We start from the raw sequence: 21,749 nt of genomic DNA on the forward strand, positions 1-21,749 counted from the left end.
TACTTTATGGAAATTTTACAAACCAATTGGCTATGTAGGCCGATGATGATAGAGCAAAAAAGCTTTGACTTGTTGTCACTATATAAAGGAAAACAACCTATCTTTAAAAATATAAAACATGCAGTAAATCAGAATATAGAAAAAACAGCAGTAATAGCAATACATGGAATTTTGACCAAAAAACCAGGAGCTTTTGACGATTTTCTGGGAATGACATCATATGAGAAAATTCAAGAAGAAATAGAAGAAGCATTATCAAACAAAGATATAGAAACTATTCTGCTTGATATAGATAGTCCAGGAGGAGAGGTAAACGGTGTATTTGACTTAGCTGATTTTATCTATAGTGCAAGAGGAAAAAAGAGGATAATAGCGATAGCAAATGACGATGCGTATTCTGCTGCGTATGCAATTGCTTCGAGTAGCGAAAAGGTATTTGTGAGCAGAACTTCTGGTGTTGGTAGTATAGGAGTAATAGCAAGTCATATAGATCAAAGTAGGTTTGATGAAAAGCAAGGTATTAAGTACACCACAATCTTTGCTGGTAGTCGAAAGAATGATTTAAATCCGCATGAGCCAATGACGTCTGAAAGTCTGGAAAGCTTACAAAAAGAAGTAGACCGACTATATGAAATGTTTGTGCAGCTAATAGCAAGGAACAGAGGTCTTTCAATTGAAAAGATTCGATCAACAGAGGCAGGGCTATATTTTGGAGAAAATGCAACAGAAGTAGGGCTTGCCGATGGAATTAGAGGTTGTCCGGAAACAAGTAAAAGGCTATAATATCTGAAATTTTAGTACGGGGTAAAGATGAGAAAAAAGTATCCAACAGATCTAAGCGAAAGGGAATGGGCAAGAATAGAAAAACACTTCAGAGTATCATACAAGAAAGGAGGAAGGCCGCCAAAGTATAGCAAAAGAGAAATATTAGAAGCAATTTTCTATGTATTGCGTACAGGGTGTCAATGGCGGTATTTACCAAATGATTTTCCGCTATGGAAGACTGTGTATGAGCAGTTCAGGCAATGGAAGAAGCAGGGAATTTTTGAGAAAATGAATTATGAAATTACAAAATATAGTAGAAGAAAAATAGGAAGGAATGAGCAGCCGAGTGCCTGTATAGTAGATAGTCAATCTGTAAAGACTACAGAAAAGGGGGGATCAAAGGCTATGATGGAAGTAAAAAAGTAAAGGGTAGAAAAAGGCATATAATTACAGACACTCAGGGTTTTATACTAGGTTGTTACGTAGGCGCTGCTAACGAAAATGATAGAGATGGTATTAAAATAGCATTAAACAATATGAGAACAAAATATACTAAAGTTAAAAAAATGTGGGCTGACATGGGATACCAAGGAAGAAATTTAAAGAATCACATAAAGGAAGAATATGACATAGATATTGAAATTGTTAAAAGGCCTCCATGTAGATTTTGGGTGCACAAAGATACGCCACCTGAGCTACTACCAACAAGAGAACAAGGGTTTAAAGTACAGCCAAGAAGATGGGTTGTAGAAAGGACTTTTGCTTGGGTTAATAGGAATAGAAGGCTATCGAAGGAGTATGATTTACTCACAACATCCACTGAGAATTTCATATACCTAGCTATGAGTAGGGTTATGTTAAAGAGGGAATATGCTTGAATTTACTAGTTTCCGGACAACCTCTTATGATATATTCTGAATTTATCAATCAATATAGGAGTTACAGTATGAATTTAAACACAACAGATAAACAAGAACAGCCAATTCAAGACTCAAGTGAATTAATTGAAAAAGGTGGGTGCAAGAAGTGTGTGCGCCAAGAAGTGCGTAAGGAACAGTTGGTGAAAATCCAACACGGGTAAAGCTTAGCCGGCAACCTGGAACAAACCATTATGCTGCGTAAGGTAACGAGCGTAGTAAAGCTAATGGAATGGACAACATAGGGTGCAACGAAAGTGAAGGTATTGAGTCCCGTAATTCACGCGTCATGGGGGCTGACACTTTACATTTGGTGGAAGGCAACATGGGTAATAACGCTAAGGCAAGATATTACTCACCTCATCGGGATCGAAGGCCGCGTCATGTGTTGAGATGGACCTTACGTGAACTTGGGAGATCCTTTGTATTCCTGTAAGGGTACTCTGGAACAAGTCAATAAAGGCGAGGACTGGAGGAAGATGCAAAGGAAGTCGGACTAACTGATAGTACTCGGAGTGTGGGAAAGCCACATACAAGGGGAAGCGGTTAGCAATATAGTGACTGGTATAGGGATTGCTATACCAATACAACAGAGATTAGAGGAGTATGCAAGGAAAACTAAACCAGATAGCAGTAAGGGCTAAGCAAGATAAGCGAGTAAAATTTACATCATTAGTTCATTTGATTAATGAAGAGAATCTTGCAGAGTGTTATAAGGAACTAAAACGCAACAAGGCTTGTGGTATAGATCGTGTGACAGTGGAAGCTTATGGAGAAAATCTAGAAGAGAAACTTAAAACACTAGTGGATAGTATGAAGAGAAAACAATATCAACCGCTACCAGTGAAAAGGGTATACATACCCAAAGCCGGGAGCAAAGAGAAGCGCGGTCTCGGAATACCATCAACGGAAGATAAGTTGGTACAGGTAATGCTAAAGAAGATATTAGAAAATATTTATGAAGCAAACTTTATGGACAGCTCGTATGGATTTCGACCAGGAAGAAATTGTCATCAGGCGATAAACGCTCTAGATAAAGCAGTTATGCACAAACCAATTAACTATATTGCAGAAGTGGATATCAAGAAGTTCTTTGATAATGTTCAACATAAATGGCTAATGAATTGTCTAAGGGAACGAATAGCTGACCCAAATTTATTGTGGTTAATAAAACGATTTCTAAAGGCAGGAATAGTCGAAGTTGGATGTTATAAAGCAACCGATCAAGGCACACCACAAGGTGGTATAGTAAGCCCTGTATTAGCTAATATATACTTACACTATGTGCTGGACTTATGGTTTGAAAAGAAATTTAAGCCAAAAGCCAGAGGATATTTACAGCTAATAAGGTTTTGCGACGATTTTGTAGTTGGCTGCGAGAGGGAAGAAGACGCAAAAGAATTTCTAGAATTACTGAAACAAAGACTAAGTAAATTTGGGTTGGAAATAGCTGAAAATAAAACAAAAATAGTAAAGTTTGGTAAGAAAGAATGGTATCAAGCAGAAAGAGAGAAACGTAGGACGGCTAGCTTCAACTTTCTAGGATTTACACATTATTGTGGAAAAAGTCGTAATGGTAAACTTATGATGAAGCAGAAAACTTCAAAAATAAGCCTAGCCAGAAAGATTAAAGAAATCAAAGAATGGTTGAAGATGGTACGAAGTCGTATCTGTCTCAAAGATTGGTGGCAGAAACTTAAAGCCAAACTAACAGGACACTATAGCTACTTCGGAGTTAGCGGAAATTATCGGTGTTTGATTCAATTCTATCGACCGGTAACAAAGTTAGCATTTAAGTGGATAAACCGACGTAGTCAAAAGAAAAGTATGGATTGGGAACAATTTATACACTATTTAAAAGTAAATCCATTACCAAAACCAAAGGTATATGTTTCTTTATACACAGGAGCACTAGTGTGAACGCTGTATTGTGGAGCCGTGTGCGGGAAATCCGCAAGCACGGTTCTTTTGGGGAGACTATGGTTATGAGACCAAATCGCTGGTTTCAAGGTCATGAGTCTCTACCAGACCCCCTCCCTTCAGAAAGCCCTATATCTCTGCTTTTTTTGACTACTACAAAAGAAGCTTTTCTGTTGGAGACGTAAATAAACTTTGCTCTTTGTCTCCATTTTAAGCAGCAATCAAATTTTACGAGCTTCTGTCTCTTCTTCTATGGCAGTAACTTCAAACTTTTTTCCTTTAGCTTCATCTACAATTTGCTGATAAAGATTGTTTCATCACTGAGAGTTTTGCAATCAATTGCTCAGAGGTTTGCAATAAAAGTTGTTGTATTCTCATATAGTCTCCATTAACCCCTTATACTCACCACAAGTTGTTCAATCTTTTTTGAAAAATTTTCTTTGCAACCAACAAAAAAACATGATAGACTAGCTTTAGGGTTTTTTGTAATAAATAAAAATTTGAGATAAAAAATAATTTAGAAATGCCTCATAATCGATTTTTAAGCTACCTTACATGAGCAACTTAGGTCTTGGTGGTATAATTGTACCCTGAAGTCGTAGAATCGTTTTAAAACCGCATTAGCAGACCAACGTTTATTTGAGTTTTATCAGCATAAAAAAAAGATGAGAGTAAGAGCCTTTTAAAAACGCACTAATTGTATTTTTCATTAAATGTAAATATCTTAATAATATTTTGTGGCAGCCTTTCTGGACTTCTTTCTTTTTGCTGTTTAAGTTATTGTACTTTATTTGTATTTTACTATTATTTTATATTATCTATTATTATTTATTACTATTATATATATATAATATATAAGGGTTTTAGGAACGCAGAATCCGCTATACTGGCTGACTTCAGACACATAATAACTAGGAACACTTTTAGGAATAGAGGGCAAAAGGTTAGGATTCAAGCGATCTTTAGCTTCCTAGTTTCTCATTACTTATTTAGTAACCAAGGAATCAGGAATATAATTCAACCATTTGATGTCTTATCCCTTTTTAATTGAAATCATAACTTATAATAGGGTTGTGGCTCCGAAGTTAGATTGAGTAGATGGTAGATTGAATAGAGAAAATAGGGCAACTCTAAAATATTTAAAGAGCCACCCATAAAGAAAGACTTATCCTAACATTAAATTTTGCCTATAGCTAAAATCTTCAGCTCCAAGAGTGAACTTTCCTATACCACAAGCAAATGGTCCAGTTGGAATGTCAAGCCACTTATCCTCTTTTGCACCTGTAGACATTCCTTTAACTAACTGCTTTGCTTGTAAAAGTTCCTGAACTATACGCTCTAGTCGATCTCTTCCCATACTGTGGAAAATCTCAGGTAGCCTATGCCGTTGTTTATATACTCCTGTGCTTCCTGTGTGAGTAAATGGGTGTCCTGCAACAGCAGATCGTGTAATTGCATCAGTAAGACATATTTTAAGGTCTTTTTCACTAGCATTTTTAACTGTTAGTTGTATTGTTATATCTTCTAGTAGCCCTGTTTCCTGATTTCTTAGGTAAGTTCTTACAGTGCGATCAGCTAAACCATTGGCCTTCACAACTGCCCCATGAAACAAAGCATTCTGTCTTGGTGTTTCTCCTACTGCCTTAAAGATTTCTAGCCTAGCTGTATTTTCTATTGGCCAAAAAGCGTATGAGCATCTAACACCATTAACAAGAGCAGAGGTACCTCTAATTGCATCGCGTGCTTGTTCAGCAGTTAATATTGGTTTTTCTCCTTTTGGCTTTCTCATGTGATGAGCAGTAATTATCGAAGCTCCAGTACTACATGCTAAATCAGATAATAAGCACATTAGATAATCCCCTACAGCAGGATCAGCATTTATATCTGCATGGATAAATGAAGCAAGTGGATCAAATACTATCAATTTCAGATCTTTAATTTCCTCGAGCTGTTTCATTACGGATTCGAATTCAGGAGAAACTTCGACGATTTTACCACGAACATTTCTGAGTATTGTAAGTGATCCTCTGACGTTTGGCAGTGGTACAATAAATAATTTATCTTTATGTTTCAACCTTTCACACTTAGGGTCGAGTCGTTCTAAGCGGCGGTGTATCTCACTTGCATCATCTTCTGCTGAAAAAATCACTACTGATCCATGTTCAGTAACAAGTGAACCAAAGCCACACATCTGATCCTTATCACTTGCAACCTTAAGCGCTAGGTCAAGAAGAAGCATACCTTTGCCTGTATCTCCCATTGCTGCTATTATTGAAGTAACACCTAAAGGAAATAGACCTTCAACAAGAAACTTTTGCTCTGGTACCGGACCTACAAAGCGCTCTGCACTCCAATCTAAAATGTTAAGTGGCTGTTTTGTGGATCTTTCTAAACTTTTCATATTTGAAGTATCAGTAGCTGGAGTATCAATAGTAAGCAACGGAGTTGAAGCTAAAAACTCTTTGACATCTATACCTTCCTCTACACAATCAGCAGCATCCCATTTCTCAGGCTTACCTCGAGGAATTTCAAGCACAGCAAGTGATGCAACTCCGATCTCTAAAAGCTTTTTTTCAGCATTTTTTGCGTATTTATTACCTGCTTCATCATTATCTGGCCAAATGATAATATGCTTACCTTTAAGTGGTGACCAGTCTGTTTTATCAATTGGTGCGTTTGCTCCAGACATTGCTGTTGTTGCTGTGATACCTTGTTCTATCAGCGCTTCTGCACATTTTTCCCCTTCAACCAGAACAACTTTATCAGACTTTAAAATACTTGGTATGTTATAGAGAGGTCTTACTTTTGGCGCACCATACCGAGATTGTTTAACATCAAAAGGCTTATATTGCTTTTTTCCTTTAGGAGGATCAGAACGATAAATTTTTACAATGACCTGACCATTTTCATCATAATAATTCCAACTGTGGGTAATAAATTTCTCGAAGTCTTCGTCAGCCTTTGCGCATTTCTTGTTATATCCAAGACATTCACTTATAGAGGCCATCACTTCACAAAAGTCTCTCTTTGTATCTTTTCCCTGTGCACCTGCCCAAATATCAAGAACATCACCTTTCTGCCCAGTTGCAAAATCCTGCCAGAGTCCGGCTTTTCCACCAGTTAATGCTACTCTGAGGCTTTGTCCTTTGTTACCATGCACATCACCTATTCGGAATTCATCTCCATGAAAAGTTCCCCTTGGGAATAAATAAGAAAGGCATGATCTTATGTTTAATAATAGTTGTCTTTTTATTTCTTCTACATCAAATTGCTCTAATGGTTCTACAGTATTATTAAAATCATAATATTCATCATTTAAAGTATTTTTTTGTTTGACATCAGTTAAAAAATCTTGTACCATAAGTTGAAACTCCTTTTAAGATTAAGCGTTTGAAAGGTTTTTGAGTAAGGCTGTTTTGATTGGGGTCTTACTCTTTCATTATGTAAGTAAAAACTACGGTGGGGGTTCTCTTGGCAAAGCTTGAAAAATATATTAACAAGTAAAGGAAGTCAGTTCAGGTGAAAAGTGAGGTTTTAGTATCTTCTTTCTTTTAAGGAAAAATACTCTATTATAATTCTACTACATTTTACTCACCATGTCAACCACTTAGTTTTTATTCTGTTGATATATTTAAAATAAATTAAAAAAACTAATGTTTTCTTTCTGCTATATAATTCATAATGGTGTCTTTGATAGAAAACCCTCTACTATATATACCGGGTTTCTTATGACTTTTTCTGAAAAAATTAAAAACTTTTTTCTTTGGAGGAGTTTGGCCTACCTATTAATGATAATCTTTTCAAGCCATCTGTAAAAATGAAAAGTTTCTGAAAACGGCAATTACTTTTTGGTTCATGAATAGAATTATTAAAGATGCTTTTTATTCAAATTTTAAAGGGCATTACAGGTGCTAAAGGGTACAGTTTAAAGTGGAATCACTTTAAAACGTAATTACAGGCTTTTTGCCTACCAATGAGACATAAAGTACGAAATATAAATCTTTGTCTCTATTTTGAACTATTAGCGGTAGTTAGCTGGTTCTTTACATTAAATAACTCAGCTATATTATAGTGCATTTTTTATATTAACTAAATCTCTTAATTGATCGTTGTTAAATTCTGTAATCCAACTCTCGCCACTACTTATAGTTAGGTTTGCTAATTCCTTCTTGCTTTGAATCATCTCATCAATACGCTCTTCAAATGTACCTGTTGAAAGTAGCCTGTACACCATGACATTACGTTCTTGCCCGATACGATAGGCCCGATCTGTTGCTTGTGCTTCCACTGCTGGATTCCACCATAAATCGTAATGTATTACATGGTTTGCCGCTGTTAAATTAAGCCCTGTTCCACCAGCTTTTAAAGACACTATAAGAATGTTGGACTGGAATAAGTTTTGAAAGTCATTAATCATTGTATCACGTGCTTTTCTAGAAAGTCCTCCATGTAAAAATGGCACTTCTGATTCAAACCTTTCTTCAAGTAGCCTAGCTATAATCTCACCCATTTCAGTGTATTGAGTAAATATCAATGATTTTTCTGCAACTTCACCAATACTAATCAATATTTCCTCAAGCATCTGCATTTTACCGGATTGTTCAATACTCGCACGCTTTTTCTTGCCAAACTGTGATGGATGGTTACAAATTTGCTTTAAAGCATTGATAAGTTTAAAGATTAGTCCCTTACGTTCAATCCCTTCACTTTTTTCTATCTTCTCCATAGTTGTATCAACAACCTTTTGATAAAGCGCTGTTTGCTCTGAAGTGAGGGAACAATAACGATTGTTCTCAATTTTATCTGGTAAATCCTGAATAATGCTTTTATCACTCTTAAGCCTACGTAACATAAAAGGGCTAGTGATTTTCATAAACCTTTCTAGACAAGTTTTATCTCTTGCTTTTTCAATCGGTGTTGCAAAGCTGCTTTTAAACTGCTTAGGAGTACCAAGATAAGATTTGTTGATAAAGTCAAAAATGCTCCAATACTCAAGCAACCTATTCTCAACAGGCGTACCACTCATAGCTATCTTATGTTTTGCTGCAATAGTTTTAATTGCCTTGGTTTGTTCGGTATTAGGATTTTTTATATTTTGTGCTTCATCAATCACGAGCAAAAACCAGCGAATTTTATTAAGTTCTTTTTTATCACGACGTGCAAGACCATAGGATGTTAGAGCTACATCATAATCACTTGCCAATTCTCGATTTTGTCCGTGATAGACGAAAAGCTTTAATTCTGGTGCAAAACGTTCCATCTCTCGTTGCCAATTACTTAATATGCTTGTGGGAGCTACTACCAAGACTCTGTCCCGATCCAAAAACCCTGTATTTTTGCAACACAGAATAGCTGCTATAACCTGTAATGTTTTACCAAGACCCATATCATCAGCAATTATGCTACCAAACCCGTTTTCTATGTTCTGTACAAGCCAACTAAATCCACGTTCTTGATATGGGCGTAGTTGTGCTATTAGATTATTTGGTGTAGTAACAGGTGTGTAAGTATTAAGTTTATTAAATAAGCTTGTAAGCTGCTGGTCAAATGCTACTTTAGTTTCATTTACTTCTCCTGTTAGAGCAGCTTGCATAAGCTCTGCTTGACTTAAATAATCAGGCAATTTATCAAGTTTTTTTAATAAAGCTTCTACCTCTTTGTCATCCAAAAGGACGTACTGATCGACTATTCGCACAAGCCCTCGGGAATCTTTTAGCAATTTTTTAAATTCTGTAACGCTTAGTTTTCTATCTCCTATTGCTACTTTCCAATCAAATTTCAATAAATTTTCCAGCGTTAAAAAGCTTTCGCGATCTTCTTTTATTTTATCTTTAGTAGACAAATTAAGACTTAATTGTGGTTTTAAGATTTTTTGTAAAGATTTCGGCAAAATAACTTTGATGCCTATTGCTCTTAGTACAGGCAAGATATGCAAAAATAATGGTGCAAAATTATCTAAATTAAATGATAATGTGCTATTATCGTCAATCGACTTTTCTAGTTCAGGTATATATTCAGACAAAAGTGCAAGATCAGATAAAATACTAAGCTTTACGTTTTGATTAGAGAGTGCTTTTTCCAGCTTGATGAATGACTTCTCATCATCCAGTGATAACTGTACCTCAAGTTCAAATTTTTCATGGTGATCTTTTATCATTAAATAGAGTTTGTAAGGTTTATCTGCTAAATAAAGACGTGAAAGCCAGAGATTAATTGCTTGCGGTATTTCCTTGTTGCTAAACTCAGTAAACTTGTATGATCTTCCAGTAAAGAATAATTCAAAGATGGATTTATCTCTATGCTTATCCAGTGATGCAGGAAAGTTATCTTCTATATACCCTAAAAGGATGAGAGAGATAGCAACATTTACTTGTTCCTCTGGTTCCATAACGATTTCTTGATATTTAATCAATAGAGGCGGACAAATAGATGATATCTTGCTATGAATTTCCTTAACTGACTCATTAAACAACGCCGGAATCCACCTAATTATTACTTCTCCTCTTTTGTTTTGTAATACTTGTGGTATTAGCGCTGACTTTTCCATTAGCATATGTGCAAACTGTGAAATCATATGCATGAAGCGAAGTTCAGGGTTAAGTTTGTGGAGTAACGAACTAGGAATATCATTTAAAAATCGTGCTACATCCCTCAATACATTTCCACTGAGCCTAAATAAATTAGTTGTACCATTGCTCACTTGAGTAAGGTAATGCTGATCATCAATGAATAGTTGAAATGTTTGCCAATTCTCAATATTTCCCCATCTTTTAATAAATAGCTCCTCTTCTGATAGTTCCTTCTTAGAAGCTGGATAGTACACTAATCTTCCTGCAGGATACTTTTGCCAATGCTTATAAGCTATCTGTAAGATATTATGAAAGTTTTTTTCAAAAAAAAGTGGATTATCTGTTAAAATACTACTGATACAATCAAAAAGGTTAGGAATAGTTGATAAATCAATATCATTTAAAATTGCTTGGTTATGTATTCTAATTTTAGAACATGCCTTAAATATATCATCTATCTTTAAAATGTTTTGAGCATTTTCTAATTTTCCATTCCCAAAATCATCGATAAGTGCTGACAAATTACAATTATGAATATTAAAAATCATGAAGGGGTTTTTATCAATTTCTGCAGCAATAAGATAAATTACAGCAGCAATGTGTTTACAAGGCATAGCCCAATCAGGACAACTACAACTTGCATTCATCTCCTGCCAATTTGAAGGAAATAATTTAATCCCAAGATCATTAAGCTTATCAAACAAGCTGGCTGATAATTGTCTATTTATCAATTTAGCTAATATAGCTGGTGAAGTTTCAATAATTTGACGAATGGTCTGTTGTTCTGATGAGCTTAATTCATTGAGTATAATTTTGACTTTATATGGTTGAGGTTTTGAACCACGATATGGGTAAGATCCTGAGCTATGAACTTTAGCTGTAACTATGTGACCATTAATTTTAATACCAAAAGCTCGACCAGTATTAGCACAAGTTCTGCCACGTGGAAGACGGTTATCATAATCTATTCCGTCAAAAGACTGGAGCCACTTCTTACCCCACCATGTTCTTCCATAAATAGTCATCTTGTAAAACTATATATTTTAACCTAGATAAGCTAGATGCTGATTCTATGGACGATTTTCTCTGAATATGCAAAACTCATCTTGAACTACTACAAAATGTTAATTATAACAACAGAGAGGGCAAAAGCAATAAACACTTATATCAAAGGAAAAATTGATTAAGGGAAAAGTGAAACTTTTTAAAGGTTGTTTAATACCTTTACACCTGTGATTGTAGCACTAATGTTGTGCGATAAATGTACAGTGAAAATGTCATCAGAAGTTACCCAATTATTGAGTAGTTTTTTTTACGGCGTCAAGACTCTTGCCAGCATAGAAAATATCAGTTCCTATATAAATATCCTTATGGGCTAAAAGAAACTTCTATTGGTTGATAGAAAACAGAAAAAAACTATTTAAAAAGTATACTCAACAATATAACAAGGAAGCATAAGTTAGGAAAAGTAGTAGGCCGTTGATAAGGATTTGCCTATTTTCTCGATCAACTAGCTTTTGTATAAGTACTGATGGGTCAATATAAATGAGTAGTTCTGGGAAGCTTACTTTATCGGCTAATCTATATTAGCGTCATAGAGGATTTATATATTTCAAGCATGTTAATTATTTTTTCTGGATCATTTAGGAAACTATAGTAGACTTTACAACTCATTAATTATCACTTAACTTACCTCCTAGTAAGTTCTTGAGTTATGTATGGATAACACGTTGATAATATTAGCAGCAGGAAAAAGCAGTAGAATGAATTCACAGTACTCAAAAACACTACACCTAGTAGGAAATTTTACTCTTTTAGAGCATATAATTCACAATGCAAAACCGCTGAGTTTAAAAAGTCTATCAATTGTCATTAACAAGCCTTTTCTAAAGGAGTTAGAAAGATTTAGTACCTTAAAAGATATAATTGATAAATATAATATAAAATTGATAATTCAAGAAAATATTACAGGTACTGGCACTGCAGTTAAAATTGCCCTAGAAAGCCTGGAGCGGTTATCTGACCAAGACATAGTTTTAATACAGTACGGAGACACCCCGTTTATATCTAGTGATACAGTTATGAGAATGACTGATTGTTTAAAGTGTAATAATAAAAATTTAGTTCTTCTTGGATTTAATAGTCAAGATAAGCAATATGGAAGATTAGTAATTGATGATAATGACAATGTTCAAAAAGTCTTGAAAAGTGAAGATGAAATTCTTCTTGCAAACTCTGGAATAATGGTTTCATACGCTAAAGATCTTTATACCCTAATAAAAGAAGTAAAATTTAATGATTCGACCAACGAATGTTGTCTTAATGATATAATACCCATTGCAGCAAGCAATAACTTACGTGCAGGTTATGTAGTCGCTGACGAAAAGGAAGCAATGGGGGTAAATAACAAAGAGGATTTGGTCAAAGCAGAACGTTATTTTCAGGCAAATAGAAGAAGACAACCAACCCTTCTTTCATAACTATATTTTTTTATTCATTGATCCTTAATTTAAGTTGACATTTGTTTTATACTAGTTTTATAATGCTTTTTAAGTCTTACTTGTAAGATGATAGGTGTGAAAGATTTTCCTGGTTGTAGTGAGGGGGACACATGGGAATATTAATAACAGGTGCTGCAGGTTTGATAGGATCGGCTTTAGTAGAAAAGTTAGAAAAGCAGGGTTATGAAGTAATAAGCTGCGATATTAGGTTTCGCGACAACCCACTCAGTTTTTTTTCAGAAGATATAATGCCGCTACTCGCTAAGTGTACGGGGGTTATTCATCTGGCTGCAATTTCTAGAGTTATACATGGTGAGCTTTATCCTGAATTGTGCCAAAAAGTTAATGTCGATGGTACAATCCAATTCTTAGAATTCTGCAAGTCGCTTCCGAATAAACCATGGTTTATATATGCAAGCAGTAGAGAAGTATATGGAGAACAAAAGGAACTACCAGTTGCAGAGTCTGCTAGTATCAACCCAATAAATAATTACGCCAAAGGTAAAGCATTTATTGAAGAACAAGTAATAAATTTAAAAGGTTCTAACTTTAATGTAGCAATATTACGCCTCTCAAATGTATATGGTGGTTTACTAGATCATAGTAGTAGAGTAATTCCTGCACTCTGTATCAATGCATTGAAAGGCGATCCAATTAGGATAGAAGGTAAAGAATGTGTTTTTGATTTTACCTATTTGGATGATGTTATAGAGGGTATATACTTAACTGTTAAATATTTACAAAACGAGAAATCTTCTCTTCCTGCTATTCATCTTACTACTAATAGCCCATGTACTTTAGAAAACTTAGCAAAAACAATATTAAAAGTCACGGAAAGTGATTCTAGAATTGATTTTTATCCTCCAAGAAATTTTGACGTAACTAAGTTCCATGGTGATTTTACTAGAGCTAAAGAGCTACTTGGTTGGTCTCCAAAGCATTCATTAAAAGTAGGATTAGGTAAATTTATAAAAAGTCTACAAAACAATACACAAGAATATCCTAACAATATAGATATGGTAATATATGAAAATATTAAAAGTTATTCATGGTTACCCTCCTTATTATAGCGCTGGTTCGGAGGTTTACAGCCAAACTCTTGCCCATGAACTAGCCAATAATAATGAGGTACAAATATTTACTAGGCATGAAAACAGCTTCTTACCTGATTTCCATTATACTATAGCTCTGGACTGTAGTGATTCCCGGATCTTACTGAATTTAATTAATATACCTACAACTAAATATCGTTACAAATTTATCAATGAAGAAGTAAATATAAAATTTAAAAGAATAATAGATAACTTTCAGCCAGATCTTATACATTTTGGTCATCTTAATCATCTATCAATTACTTTACCAGAAGTTGCTTTTAAAGAAAATATACCTACAATTTTTACGCTACATGATTTTTGGTTAATGTGTCCAAGAGGAAGATTTATTCAACGTAATTCTGAAGATTTGTTACGGCTTTGTGATGGACAGAAGGATCAAAAATGTGCAACCCAATGTTACAAGGGGCATTTTACAGGAGATGAAGAATTCTTGAATTCAGACTTAAATTATTGGGAACAATGGGTTGCAACTAGAATGAAGCAAACAAAGAAAGTAGTGGACTATATAGATTACTTCATTGCTCCGTCAAAATTCTTAATGGATAAATTTACTCAAGACTTTAATGTTCCGATAAACAAAATTTCTTATCTTGATTATGGTTTTGATCTAAATCGTCTTAAGAATAGAAATAGGGTGCAAGAAAAAGGGTTTATTTTCGGTTATATAGGTACTCATACTCCCGAGAAAGGTGTTGACCTATTATTGAAGGCTTTTTCTCGCTTATCATCTAAAGCAAAACTTAGAATTTGGGGAGCGGCAAGGGAAGAAACTAAAACTTTAAAAGCGATTGCCGATCAGTTTCCACATGCTGTTAAAGAAAGGATAGAATGGATGGGAAGTTATAACAATAAAAATATAGTTACTGATGTATTTAATAAAGTTGATGCGATAGTTGTTCCTTCAATTTGGGGTGAAAATTCACCATTAGTAATACATGAAGCACAGCAACTGAGTGTACCAGTAATAACGGCTGATTATGGTGGCATGGCAGAATATGTAAGAGATGGAATAAACGGACTATTATTTAAGCATAGAGATACAAATAGTTTGTCAGAAAAAATGCAAGTCCTATCTACAGACCAGGAATTATACAGTGAACTGACCCAAAGAGGCTATCTTTATACTAAAAATGGTAATGTACCTTCTATAAGTGAGCATACTGAGAAACTTAACAAAATTTACCGTAATGTTATTGAAAATAAAGGCAAATCAGTGGCTACAAAACCTGGTCCTTGGAGAATTACTTTTGATACTAATCCAGATTACTGCAACTTTGCTTGTGTAATGTGTGAATGCTTTTCACCATATAGTAAAGTTAAAGAGGAGAAGAAAGCTAAAGGGATAAAACCCAAGATAATGTCAATAGAAACTATCAGGAAGGTAATTAAGGAAGCAGATGGAACACCTTTAAGGGAAATCATTCCTTCTACTATGGGTGAGCCTTTAATGTATAAAAGCTTTGATGAAATAATCAATTTGTGCCATGAGTTCGGCCTGAAGCTTAACCTCACGACCAATGGTTCTTTTCCTATTAAAGGAGCTAGAAAATGGGCTGAACTATTGGTACCAATTTTATCTGATGTTAAGATTTCCTGGAATGGGGCAACTAAAGAAACTCATGAAAGAATCATGAAAGGTTCAAAATGGGAAGTAGTGACAGAAAATTTAAAAACTTTCCTTGAAGTTAGAGATAAATACTTTAGCGATACAGGTGAAAGGTGTACCGTTACTTTACAATTAACATTTTTAGAAAGTAATTTACATGAACTTTACGACATAGTTGAGATGGCTATAAAAAATGGCATAGATAGAGTTAAAGGACATCATCTTTGGGCACATTTTAAGGAAATTAAGGATCTATCTATGAGGAGAGATGAATTAGCAATTAGTAGATGGAATACGGAGGTGGGAAGGTTATATGAACTTAGGGATAATATGCTATTGCCAAATGGTAAAAAGATAAAATTAGAAAATTTTACGATCCTTTCTCAAGAGGGTATCAAGGATTTGGCTCCAGGTGGTCAGTGCCCATTTTTAGGTAAAGAAGCATGGATAAACAATGAAGGCAAGTTTAGTCCCTGCTGTGCTCCAGATGAACTACGCAAAACATTAGGAGATTTTGGCAATGTTAATGAAGTTAAACTGGAGGAAATATGGCAAAGTAGCGAGTACCTAAACTTACAAAAGAATTATTTAAACTATGAATTATGCAAAACATGCAACATGAGAAAACCATTAGTCAATTAATGAAAGATAGTGAGTACCTTAAATCTATTAGGGTTTCCCCCTGTGAAAGGTTTCACCAATTGTCAGAAAATCCTTTGTACAAAAATAGATTTATTAGAGTTGATAAATTTCACGAGCCTGGCCTTGCACCAGTTTATGATGAGACAGGCGCTTATCACATCGATGCAATGGGAGAAGCAATTTATCGCGACAGATTTTTAAAAACTTTTGGATTTTACTGCAATAGAGCAGCCGTAGAAGATGACACAGGGTATTACCATATTGATCCATCTGGATGTAGAGTATACAAACATTCGTATCAATGGATTGGAAATTACCAAGAAGATATTTGTGTGATTAGAAAGCATGATAAGTTTTTTCATATTGATTTGAACGGCAATAGAGTTTATGAGCAAGAATACAATTATGTTGGGGATTTTAAGGATGGTATCGCTGTAGTCCATAAAGATGGTAAAGCTACACATATTAATAATCATGGAAAGTTAGTACATAATAAATGGTATAAAAAGCTTAATGTTTTTCATAAAGGATTTGCTATTGCAGAAGATAAGCATGGCTGGTTTCATATAGATATTAATGGCAATCCTGTTTACCGGCAAAGATTTAAAATGGTAGAAGCATTCTATAATGGCATGGCAAAAGTTGAAACTTTTGAAGGTGTATTAGGACAGATCGATATTACCGGAAACGTAAAGTTTAGTATTTTTGATTTAGATAAAGAATCTCAAGTGCATAAGATTTCTGCAGAACTTTCAGCCTTTTGGAAAACTTACCTCGCAAATGTTGCTATTGAACTTGATTTGTTAAATATCTTACCTGCAACTATGCCAGTTTTATCTCAAAAGTTAAATATTATCGTTCCAAATCTAGAAAGGCTGTTAAGGGCGTTGTGGGAAATAGGGTTTATTGATTACGATAAGAACAAGGACTTATGGCAACTATCATCAAAAGGTAAGTGTTTTAAGGAAATACCATTTTTGCCTAAAGCAGCAGCAATGTGGGCAAGGGTTGCCGCTGAAAAGAATTGGTTAAAAATTGCCGATATATTAAGGCAGGAGTCAATATCTTCATTTGAATCTTTTAAGGAGAAAGAAACATCAGAAGACAGGAAAATAGCGTTTTACCAAGCATTGCTAGGATATTCCAGGTTTGACACTAAAGAGTTTAATTCTAGGGTTAATATAGATGGTGCTAAAAATATATTGCTATTTGGCGTACACTCTTTATTTCTTGCTTATTCTGATATACACAATAAAGGTTCTATAGGCTTATATTATTACAACGAACATAAAGTGCCTAGGCAGGCAGTAGAAGATTTAAAAATTAAACTCATAACTCAAGAAGAATTATCAGCTACAAATTATGAATTAGGTGTCTTTTGCCGCTTTCTGCAGCATTATGATGATAATAAGGTATTGTCTTATTTAAAATTGGTAAAAAATAAAGGAATACCACGCGTTTTAGTGATAGAAACTATCCTAGATTACTACTCCCCAGTGGGAGGTTCTGTAGATATTAATGTAATGGTTGAAACAGGGGGTAAACTAAGGACATTGAGCGATTGGAAAAGAATACTAAAACAAGTAAAAGGGCTTAAAATTTTTAGTATTGTACCTTTAACAGATTATTTATCAGTTATTGACATTAGGTGTTAATATATGAAAGCATTACAAAAAAATGGTTTTTTTATTATCAAAAATCTAGTTCCTTTAGAGTTAATAACTCAGTCTTTAAATGATATAATAAGCAAGATATCAAAGTTATCTCAAGAATTAGGTGTTTCAACTTCTGACTATTTAAACTGCACTGGAAGATGGGGTACATCATCTCAGGTAACTAGAATTGTATCTCAAGTATTAGATAAAATTATTAAAAATTATCTTGAAAAGTCACTTCAATGCCAGATACTGCAGAAAAAATCAAATGTTATATGTAAAACTGCTGATTTAATAGATGCAGTTCCCTTCCATCAGGACATCTCTTATAGCTTTAATGACCCTTATCATTTTTCTGTTTGGCTAGCTTTGAATAATGTCAATAAAACTTCAGGTGCACTACAAGTTATAGAAGATAGTCACAACTGGAAAATACAGCCTCTAGTTGATTTTTGGCATCCATACTTTTTGGATCAATACTCGGATAACCGGGAAAATTATAAAATTAAGTCACTACCTATTTCAGCAGGAGATGCGATAGTTTTTGATTCACGGTTATGGCATGGTAGTGATAAGAATATAGATGCTAAAGATAGGTTTGCTTATGTTACGAGATGGGTTGTAAAAGATAAAAGTCTTCCTTGTGTGCCAAAACCTCAGCCTTCAGTTTTTGGTATATTAAACTGTGGTGCATTAACAGAATTTATACTGAGAGAATACTTATCATTATTTCGTCGCCAGGAAAGTATAAAAACAAAAAATATGGAAGAACTTATTAAGAGCTGGTTAGCCTTTATTACAGACACAACTACAAATATTTCTGAGGTCAACACTGCTGAAGCTAAGCGAGATTTATATAAGCTACTTATTCTGAATCAAGCGTCAGCACTACATGATGCTGGAGACATTTCAGGAAAAATATACAAAAATTTATGGTTTTCACTGCTTGTATTTCTCAATAAAAAAGTCAATGTGGTGGAGCTAGCATTATAAATGAACAAAAGTAGAGTTGGTAGTTTCAAGTATATATTGGTGTTCATTTTGAATATCTTATCCAAGTTTAAGCTTAATGTGCTTGTAATGTTCCTGGTTGCCCTAGTAGTGGCTGTTGATTTATCTTTTAGAAAGTATTTAGTAAAAAATATCTTAGATACAGCTGTAAAATATCAAGAAGGTAATGTAATTGAAAATCTTTTATTACCTGTAAGCGCTTATGTTTGTATGGCATTACTTATTACTACTGCTTTTAGATTCTATGGCTATTTTGTTGACATTCGAATGTTTACCTCAATGCGTCAAAAAATAGCTGATATGTCTTTTTACAGGCTGCTTCAGCAAGACCATTCCTATTATCAAAACAACCTATCCGGAAGTTTAGTATATAAGGTCAGTAACTTAATGGATAGTGTGATAGAGCTAATAAGACTGCTTATAGACTGTTTCTTTAGTTATAGTATAGCATTAATCTTGGCTATTTATACTTTATCACTAGTAAATATAAAGTTTGCAATAGCTACATTCATTTGGGTGAACATTTTTATTTTGATTTCGGTTTTCAGTTTTCGGGTGCTTACCGGATTAGCCGATGATCATTCTAAACAAAGTTCACAAGTAATAGCGGGTATAGCCGACAGTATTTTAAATGTTATATCAGTAAGGTTATTTTCTCGGCAAGCGCATGAGAGGCATAAATTTTTTCAAGTATGCAAGAAAAAAACTATTGCAGAAAGAAAATTACAATGGGCATACTTTTGGCTTTGGTTTATATATGGCTATTCATTTGATATACTCCAAGCAGTAAACTTGTATTTTTTAATTCATGATTATCAATTGAACAAGATTGCAATAGGAGATATTGCTCTTGTACTTGGAATTAATATATCGATTATAGAGTTTCTTAACCATCTAACTAGGAATCTTACCCAATTTTCTACTCATTTCGGCAAAGTTTCAGATGCATTGCCAATCTTGACTACCGTACCAGAAATTCAAGATAAGGAAAATGCTAAAAAATTAAATTTATTAAGTGGAAGAATAACGTTTAATAATGTTTCTTTTTCTTATGAGGGTCAGAAGTCATTATTTCAAGATTTTTCAGTTACCATTAATCCTTGCGAAAAGGTAGGTCTAGTTGGTTATTCTGGAGGTGGTAAATCTACTTTTATAAACTTAATCATAAGGCTATTTGATGTTAAAAAAGGTAATATACAGATTGATAATCAAGTAGTATCGGAAGTTACACAGAGTTCTTTGAGGCAACAAATATCTGTAATACCTCAAGAACCATTGTTGTTTCATGATACTATTTTAGCAAATATTATATATGGTAAACTTCAATCTACTATCGAAGAAATAATAAGAGCTGCAAAGCTGGCTGGTATTCACGATTTCATTATGACTCTACCCGATCAATATGAAACTGTAGTCGGAGAAAAAGGCATAAAGCTATCTGGAGGGGAAAGACAAAGAATAATCATAGCGAGAGCATTTCTAAAAAACGCTCCGATATTATTTTTCGATGAGCCAACTAGTCAGTTAGATTCTATAACAGAGAAAACAATTCAAATGAGTTTATTTAAGTTGATGGAAAATAAAACCACCATTACTATAGCACACCGTATTTCTACACTTTTACATATGGACCGAATTCTAGTATTTAACAAAGGAAAAATTGTCCAAGATGGTAAACACGCTGAATTAGTTTCTAAGCAAGGTCTTTACAAGGAACTTTGGAATGCTCAAATTGGTTGTTTGAATGGCAAAAAATAAGATGGAAAAAATTATTGATCTGAGAAGTGACACTACAACTCTGCAGAGCTCCAACGTTATACATGCAATAAGTAATGCAACTGTTGGAGATTTTGCTTATGGTGAAGACAAAAGCTGTAATGACTTATCAGAATATTGCAAACAATTATTCAAAGTAGAAGAAGCATTATTTGCAACCAGCGGTATGCTTGCAAATAGATTAGCCATTGCCAGTCAAACAAGTCCTGGTGATGAACTAATAACTCATTATAATTATCACGTTAATTTTTTCGATAGCGCAGGCAATGCAAAAGTAAATAATATCGTATTTAATTGTATTAGAAATAATAGCGGAATCTTAGATGTTGCTGCAGTAGAATATGCTATTAATTCTAAGCCAAGGTACAAAATTTTTGCTCAGGTGAGACTTGTTTCTATAGAAAATAGTATAAGAGGTTGTCCGGAAACTAGTAAATTCAAGCATATTCCCTCTTTAACATAACCCTACTCATAGCTAGGTATATGAAATTCTCAGTGGATGTTGTGAGTAAATCATACTCCTTCGATAGCCTTCTATTCCTATTAACCCAAGCAAAAGTCCTTTCTACAACCCATCTTCTTGGCTGTACTTTAAACCCTTGTTCTCTTGTTGGTAGTAGCTCAGGTGGCGTATCTTTGTGCACCCAAAATCTACATGGAGGCCTTTTAACAATTTCAATATCTATGTCATATTCTTCCTTTATGTGATTCTTTAAATTTCTTCCTTGGTATCCCATGTCAGCCCACATTTTTTTAACTTTAGTATATTTTGTTCTCATATTGTTTAATGCTATTTTAATACCATCTCTATCATTTTCGTTAGCAGCGCCTACGTAACAACCTAGTATAAAACCCTGAGTGTCTGTAATTATATGCCTTTTTCTACCCTTTACTTTTTTACTTCCATCATAGCCTTTGATCCCCCCTTTTCTGTAGTCTTTACAGATTGACTATCTACTATACAGGCACTCGGCTGCTCATTCCTTCCTATTTTTCTTCTACTATATTTTGTAATTTCATAATTCATTTTCTCAAAAATTCCCTGCTTCTTCCATTGCCTGAACTGCTCATACACAGTCTTCCATAGCGGAAAATCATTTGGTAAATACCGCCATTGACACCCTGTACGCAATACATAGAAAATTGCTTCTAATATTTCTCTTTTGCTATACTTTGGCGGCCTTCCTCCTTTCTTGTATGATACTCTGAAGTGTTTTTCTATTCTTGCCCATTCCCTTTCGCTTAGATCTGTTGGATACTTTTTTCTCATCT

11 protein-coding genes and 3 pseudogenes are annotated in these 21,749 nt (G+C 34.3%); 11 read left to right on the forward strand and 3 right to left on the reverse strand.

Annotation, left to right across the window (positions count from 1 at the left end; translation table 11 throughout):
* Positions 1-6: 6 nt before the first annotated feature.
* The 4 genes and pseudogenes from ACJZL3_RS02435 to ltrA form a co-directional block, all read left to right on the forward strand.
* Positions 7-750, forward strand: a pseudogene (locus tag ACJZL3_RS02435) (S49 family peptidase); the annotation flags it as partial.
* 60 nt (positions 751-810) lie between these two features.
* A pseudogene (locus ACJZL3_RS02440) lies at positions 811-1,643 on the forward strand (IS5 family transposase).
* Between the two features lie 68 nt (positions 1,644-1,711).
* A complete protein-coding gene (locus tag ACJZL3_RS02445; protein ID WP_419198902.1) occupies positions 1,712-1,846 on the forward strand; it encodes a hypothetical protein in 135 nt (44 codons plus the stop codon).
* 442 nt (positions 1,847-2,288) lie between these two features.
* Positions 2,289-3,602, forward strand: a complete 1,314-nt coding sequence (gene ltrA / locus ACJZL3_RS02450) for a group II intron reverse transcriptase/maturase (RefSeq protein ID WP_419198903.1) — start codon at positions 2,289-2,291, stop codon at positions 3,600-3,602.
* 1,165 nt (positions 3,603-4,767) lie between these two features.
* Here ltrA and ACJZL3_RS02455 read toward each other — a convergent pair.
* Both ACJZL3_RS02455 and ACJZL3_RS02460 read right to left on the reverse strand, forming a co-directional pair.
* Complete coding sequence (locus tag ACJZL3_RS02455; protein ID WP_006280189.1) at positions 4,768-6,963, reverse strand: AAA family ATPase; 2,196 nt, start codon at positions 6,961-6,963, stop codon at positions 4,768-4,770.
* Between the two features lie 705 nt (positions 6,964-7,668).
* Positions 7,669-11,196: an SNF2-related protein gene (locus ACJZL3_RS02460; RefSeq protein WP_419198904.1), complete on the reverse strand. Its 3,528-nt coding sequence runs from the start codon at positions 11,194-11,196 to the stop codon at positions 7,669-7,671.
* 693 nt (positions 11,197-11,889) lie between these two features.
* Between ACJZL3_RS02460 and ACJZL3_RS02465 the strand changes: the two genes are divergently transcribed.
* The 7 genes and pseudogenes from ACJZL3_RS02465 to ACJZL3_RS02495 form a co-directional block, all read left to right on the forward strand.
* Positions 11,890-12,651 (forward strand): sugar phosphate nucleotidyltransferase, encoded by a 762-nt coding sequence (locus tag ACJZL3_RS02465; protein WP_010082157.1) that lies wholly within the window; start codon positions 11,890-11,892, stop codon positions 12,649-12,651.
* A gap of 131 nt (positions 12,652-12,782) precedes the next feature.
* Complete coding sequence (locus ACJZL3_RS02470; RefSeq protein ID WP_419198905.1) at positions 12,783-13,742, forward strand: NAD-dependent epimerase/dehydratase family protein; 960 nt, start codon at positions 12,783-12,785, stop codon at positions 13,740-13,742.
* A complete protein-coding gene (locus tag ACJZL3_RS02475; RefSeq protein WP_006280065.1) occupies positions 13,699-16,035 on the forward strand; it encodes a glycosyltransferase in 2,337 nt (778 codons plus the stop codon). The genes ACJZL3_RS02470 and ACJZL3_RS02475 overlap by 44 nt, the downstream gene beginning before the upstream one ends.
* Positions 15,996-17,690, forward strand: a complete 1,695-nt coding sequence (locus ACJZL3_RS02480) for a WG repeat-containing protein (protein WP_006280066.1) — start codon at positions 15,996-15,998, stop codon at positions 17,688-17,690. The genes ACJZL3_RS02475 and ACJZL3_RS02480 overlap by 40 nt, the downstream gene beginning before the upstream one ends.
* Before the next feature lie 3 nt (positions 17,691-17,693).
* Entirely contained in the window at positions 17,694-18,683 is a 990-nt protein-coding gene (locus tag ACJZL3_RS02485; protein WP_006280067.1) for a phytanoyl-CoA dioxygenase family protein, read from the forward strand.
* Positions 18,684-20,459, forward strand: coding sequence for an ABC transporter ATP-binding protein (locus ACJZL3_RS02490; protein ID WP_006280068.1), 1,776 nt, complete (start codon positions 18,684-18,686; stop codon positions 20,457-20,459).
* A gap of 1 nt (position 20,460) precedes the next feature.
* A pseudogene (locus tag ACJZL3_RS02495) lies at positions 20,461-20,895 on the forward strand (aminotransferase class I/II-fold pyridoxal phosphate-dependent enzyme); the annotation flags it as partial.
* 19 nt (positions 20,896-20,914) lie between these two features.
* On the opposite strand, the gene ACJZL3_RS02500 reads toward ACJZL3_RS02495, so the two are convergent.
* Positions 20,915-21,747 (reverse strand): IS5-like element ISWpi1 family transposase gene (locus ACJZL3_RS02500; protein WP_094189578.1). Its coding sequence is split into 2 segments (ribosomal slippage): positions 20,915-21,378 and positions 21,378-21,747, totalling 834 coding nucleotides; the frame shifts between segments, so codons are not numbered across the junction.
* Positions 21,748-21,749: the final 2 nt, after the last annotated feature.

The organism is Wolbachia endosymbiont of Rhagoletis cingulata, from assembly GCF_048537655.1.
GTDB classification, from domain to species: Bacteria; Pseudomonadota; Alphaproteobacteria; order Rickettsiales; family Anaplasmataceae; genus Wolbachia; species Wolbachia pipientis.

Coding starts and splice junctions, on each gene's coding strand:
- ltrA (WP_419198903.1), top strand. CDS start 2,289: ATGCAAGGAAAACTAAACCAGATAGCAGTAAGGGCTAAGCAAGATAAG.
- ACJZL3_RS02455 (WP_006280189.1), bottom strand. CDS start 6,963: ATGGTACAAGATTTTTTAACTGATGTCAAACAAAAAAATACTTTAAAT.
- ACJZL3_RS02475 (WP_006280065.1), top strand. CDS start 13,699: ATGAAAATATTAAAAGTTATTCATGGTTACCCTCCTTATTATAGCGCT.
- ACJZL3_RS02445 (WP_419198902.1), top strand. CDS start 1,712: ATGAATTTAAACACAACAGATAAACAAGAACAGCCAATTCAAGACTCA.
- ACJZL3_RS02485 (WP_006280067.1), top strand. CDS start 17,694: ATGAAAGCATTACAAAAAAATGGTTTTTTTATTATCAAAAATCTAGTT.
- ACJZL3_RS02490 (WP_006280068.1), top strand. CDS start 18,684: ATGAACAAAAGTAGAGTTGGTAGTTTCAAGTATATATTGGTGTTCATT.
- ACJZL3_RS02480 (WP_006280066.1), top strand. CDS start 15,996: ATGCAAAACATGCAACATGAGAAAACCATTAGTCAATTAATGAAAGAT.
- ACJZL3_RS02460 (WP_419198904.1), bottom strand. CDS start 11,196: ATGACTATTTATGGAAGAACATGGTGGGGTAAGAAGTGGCTCCAGTCT.
- ACJZL3_RS02465 (WP_010082157.1), top strand. CDS start 11,890: ATGGATAACACGTTGATAATATTAGCAGCAGGAAAAAGCAGTAGAATG.
- ACJZL3_RS02470 (WP_419198905.1), top strand. CDS start 12,783: ATGGGAATATTAATAACAGGTGCTGCAGGTTTGATAGGATCGGCTTTA.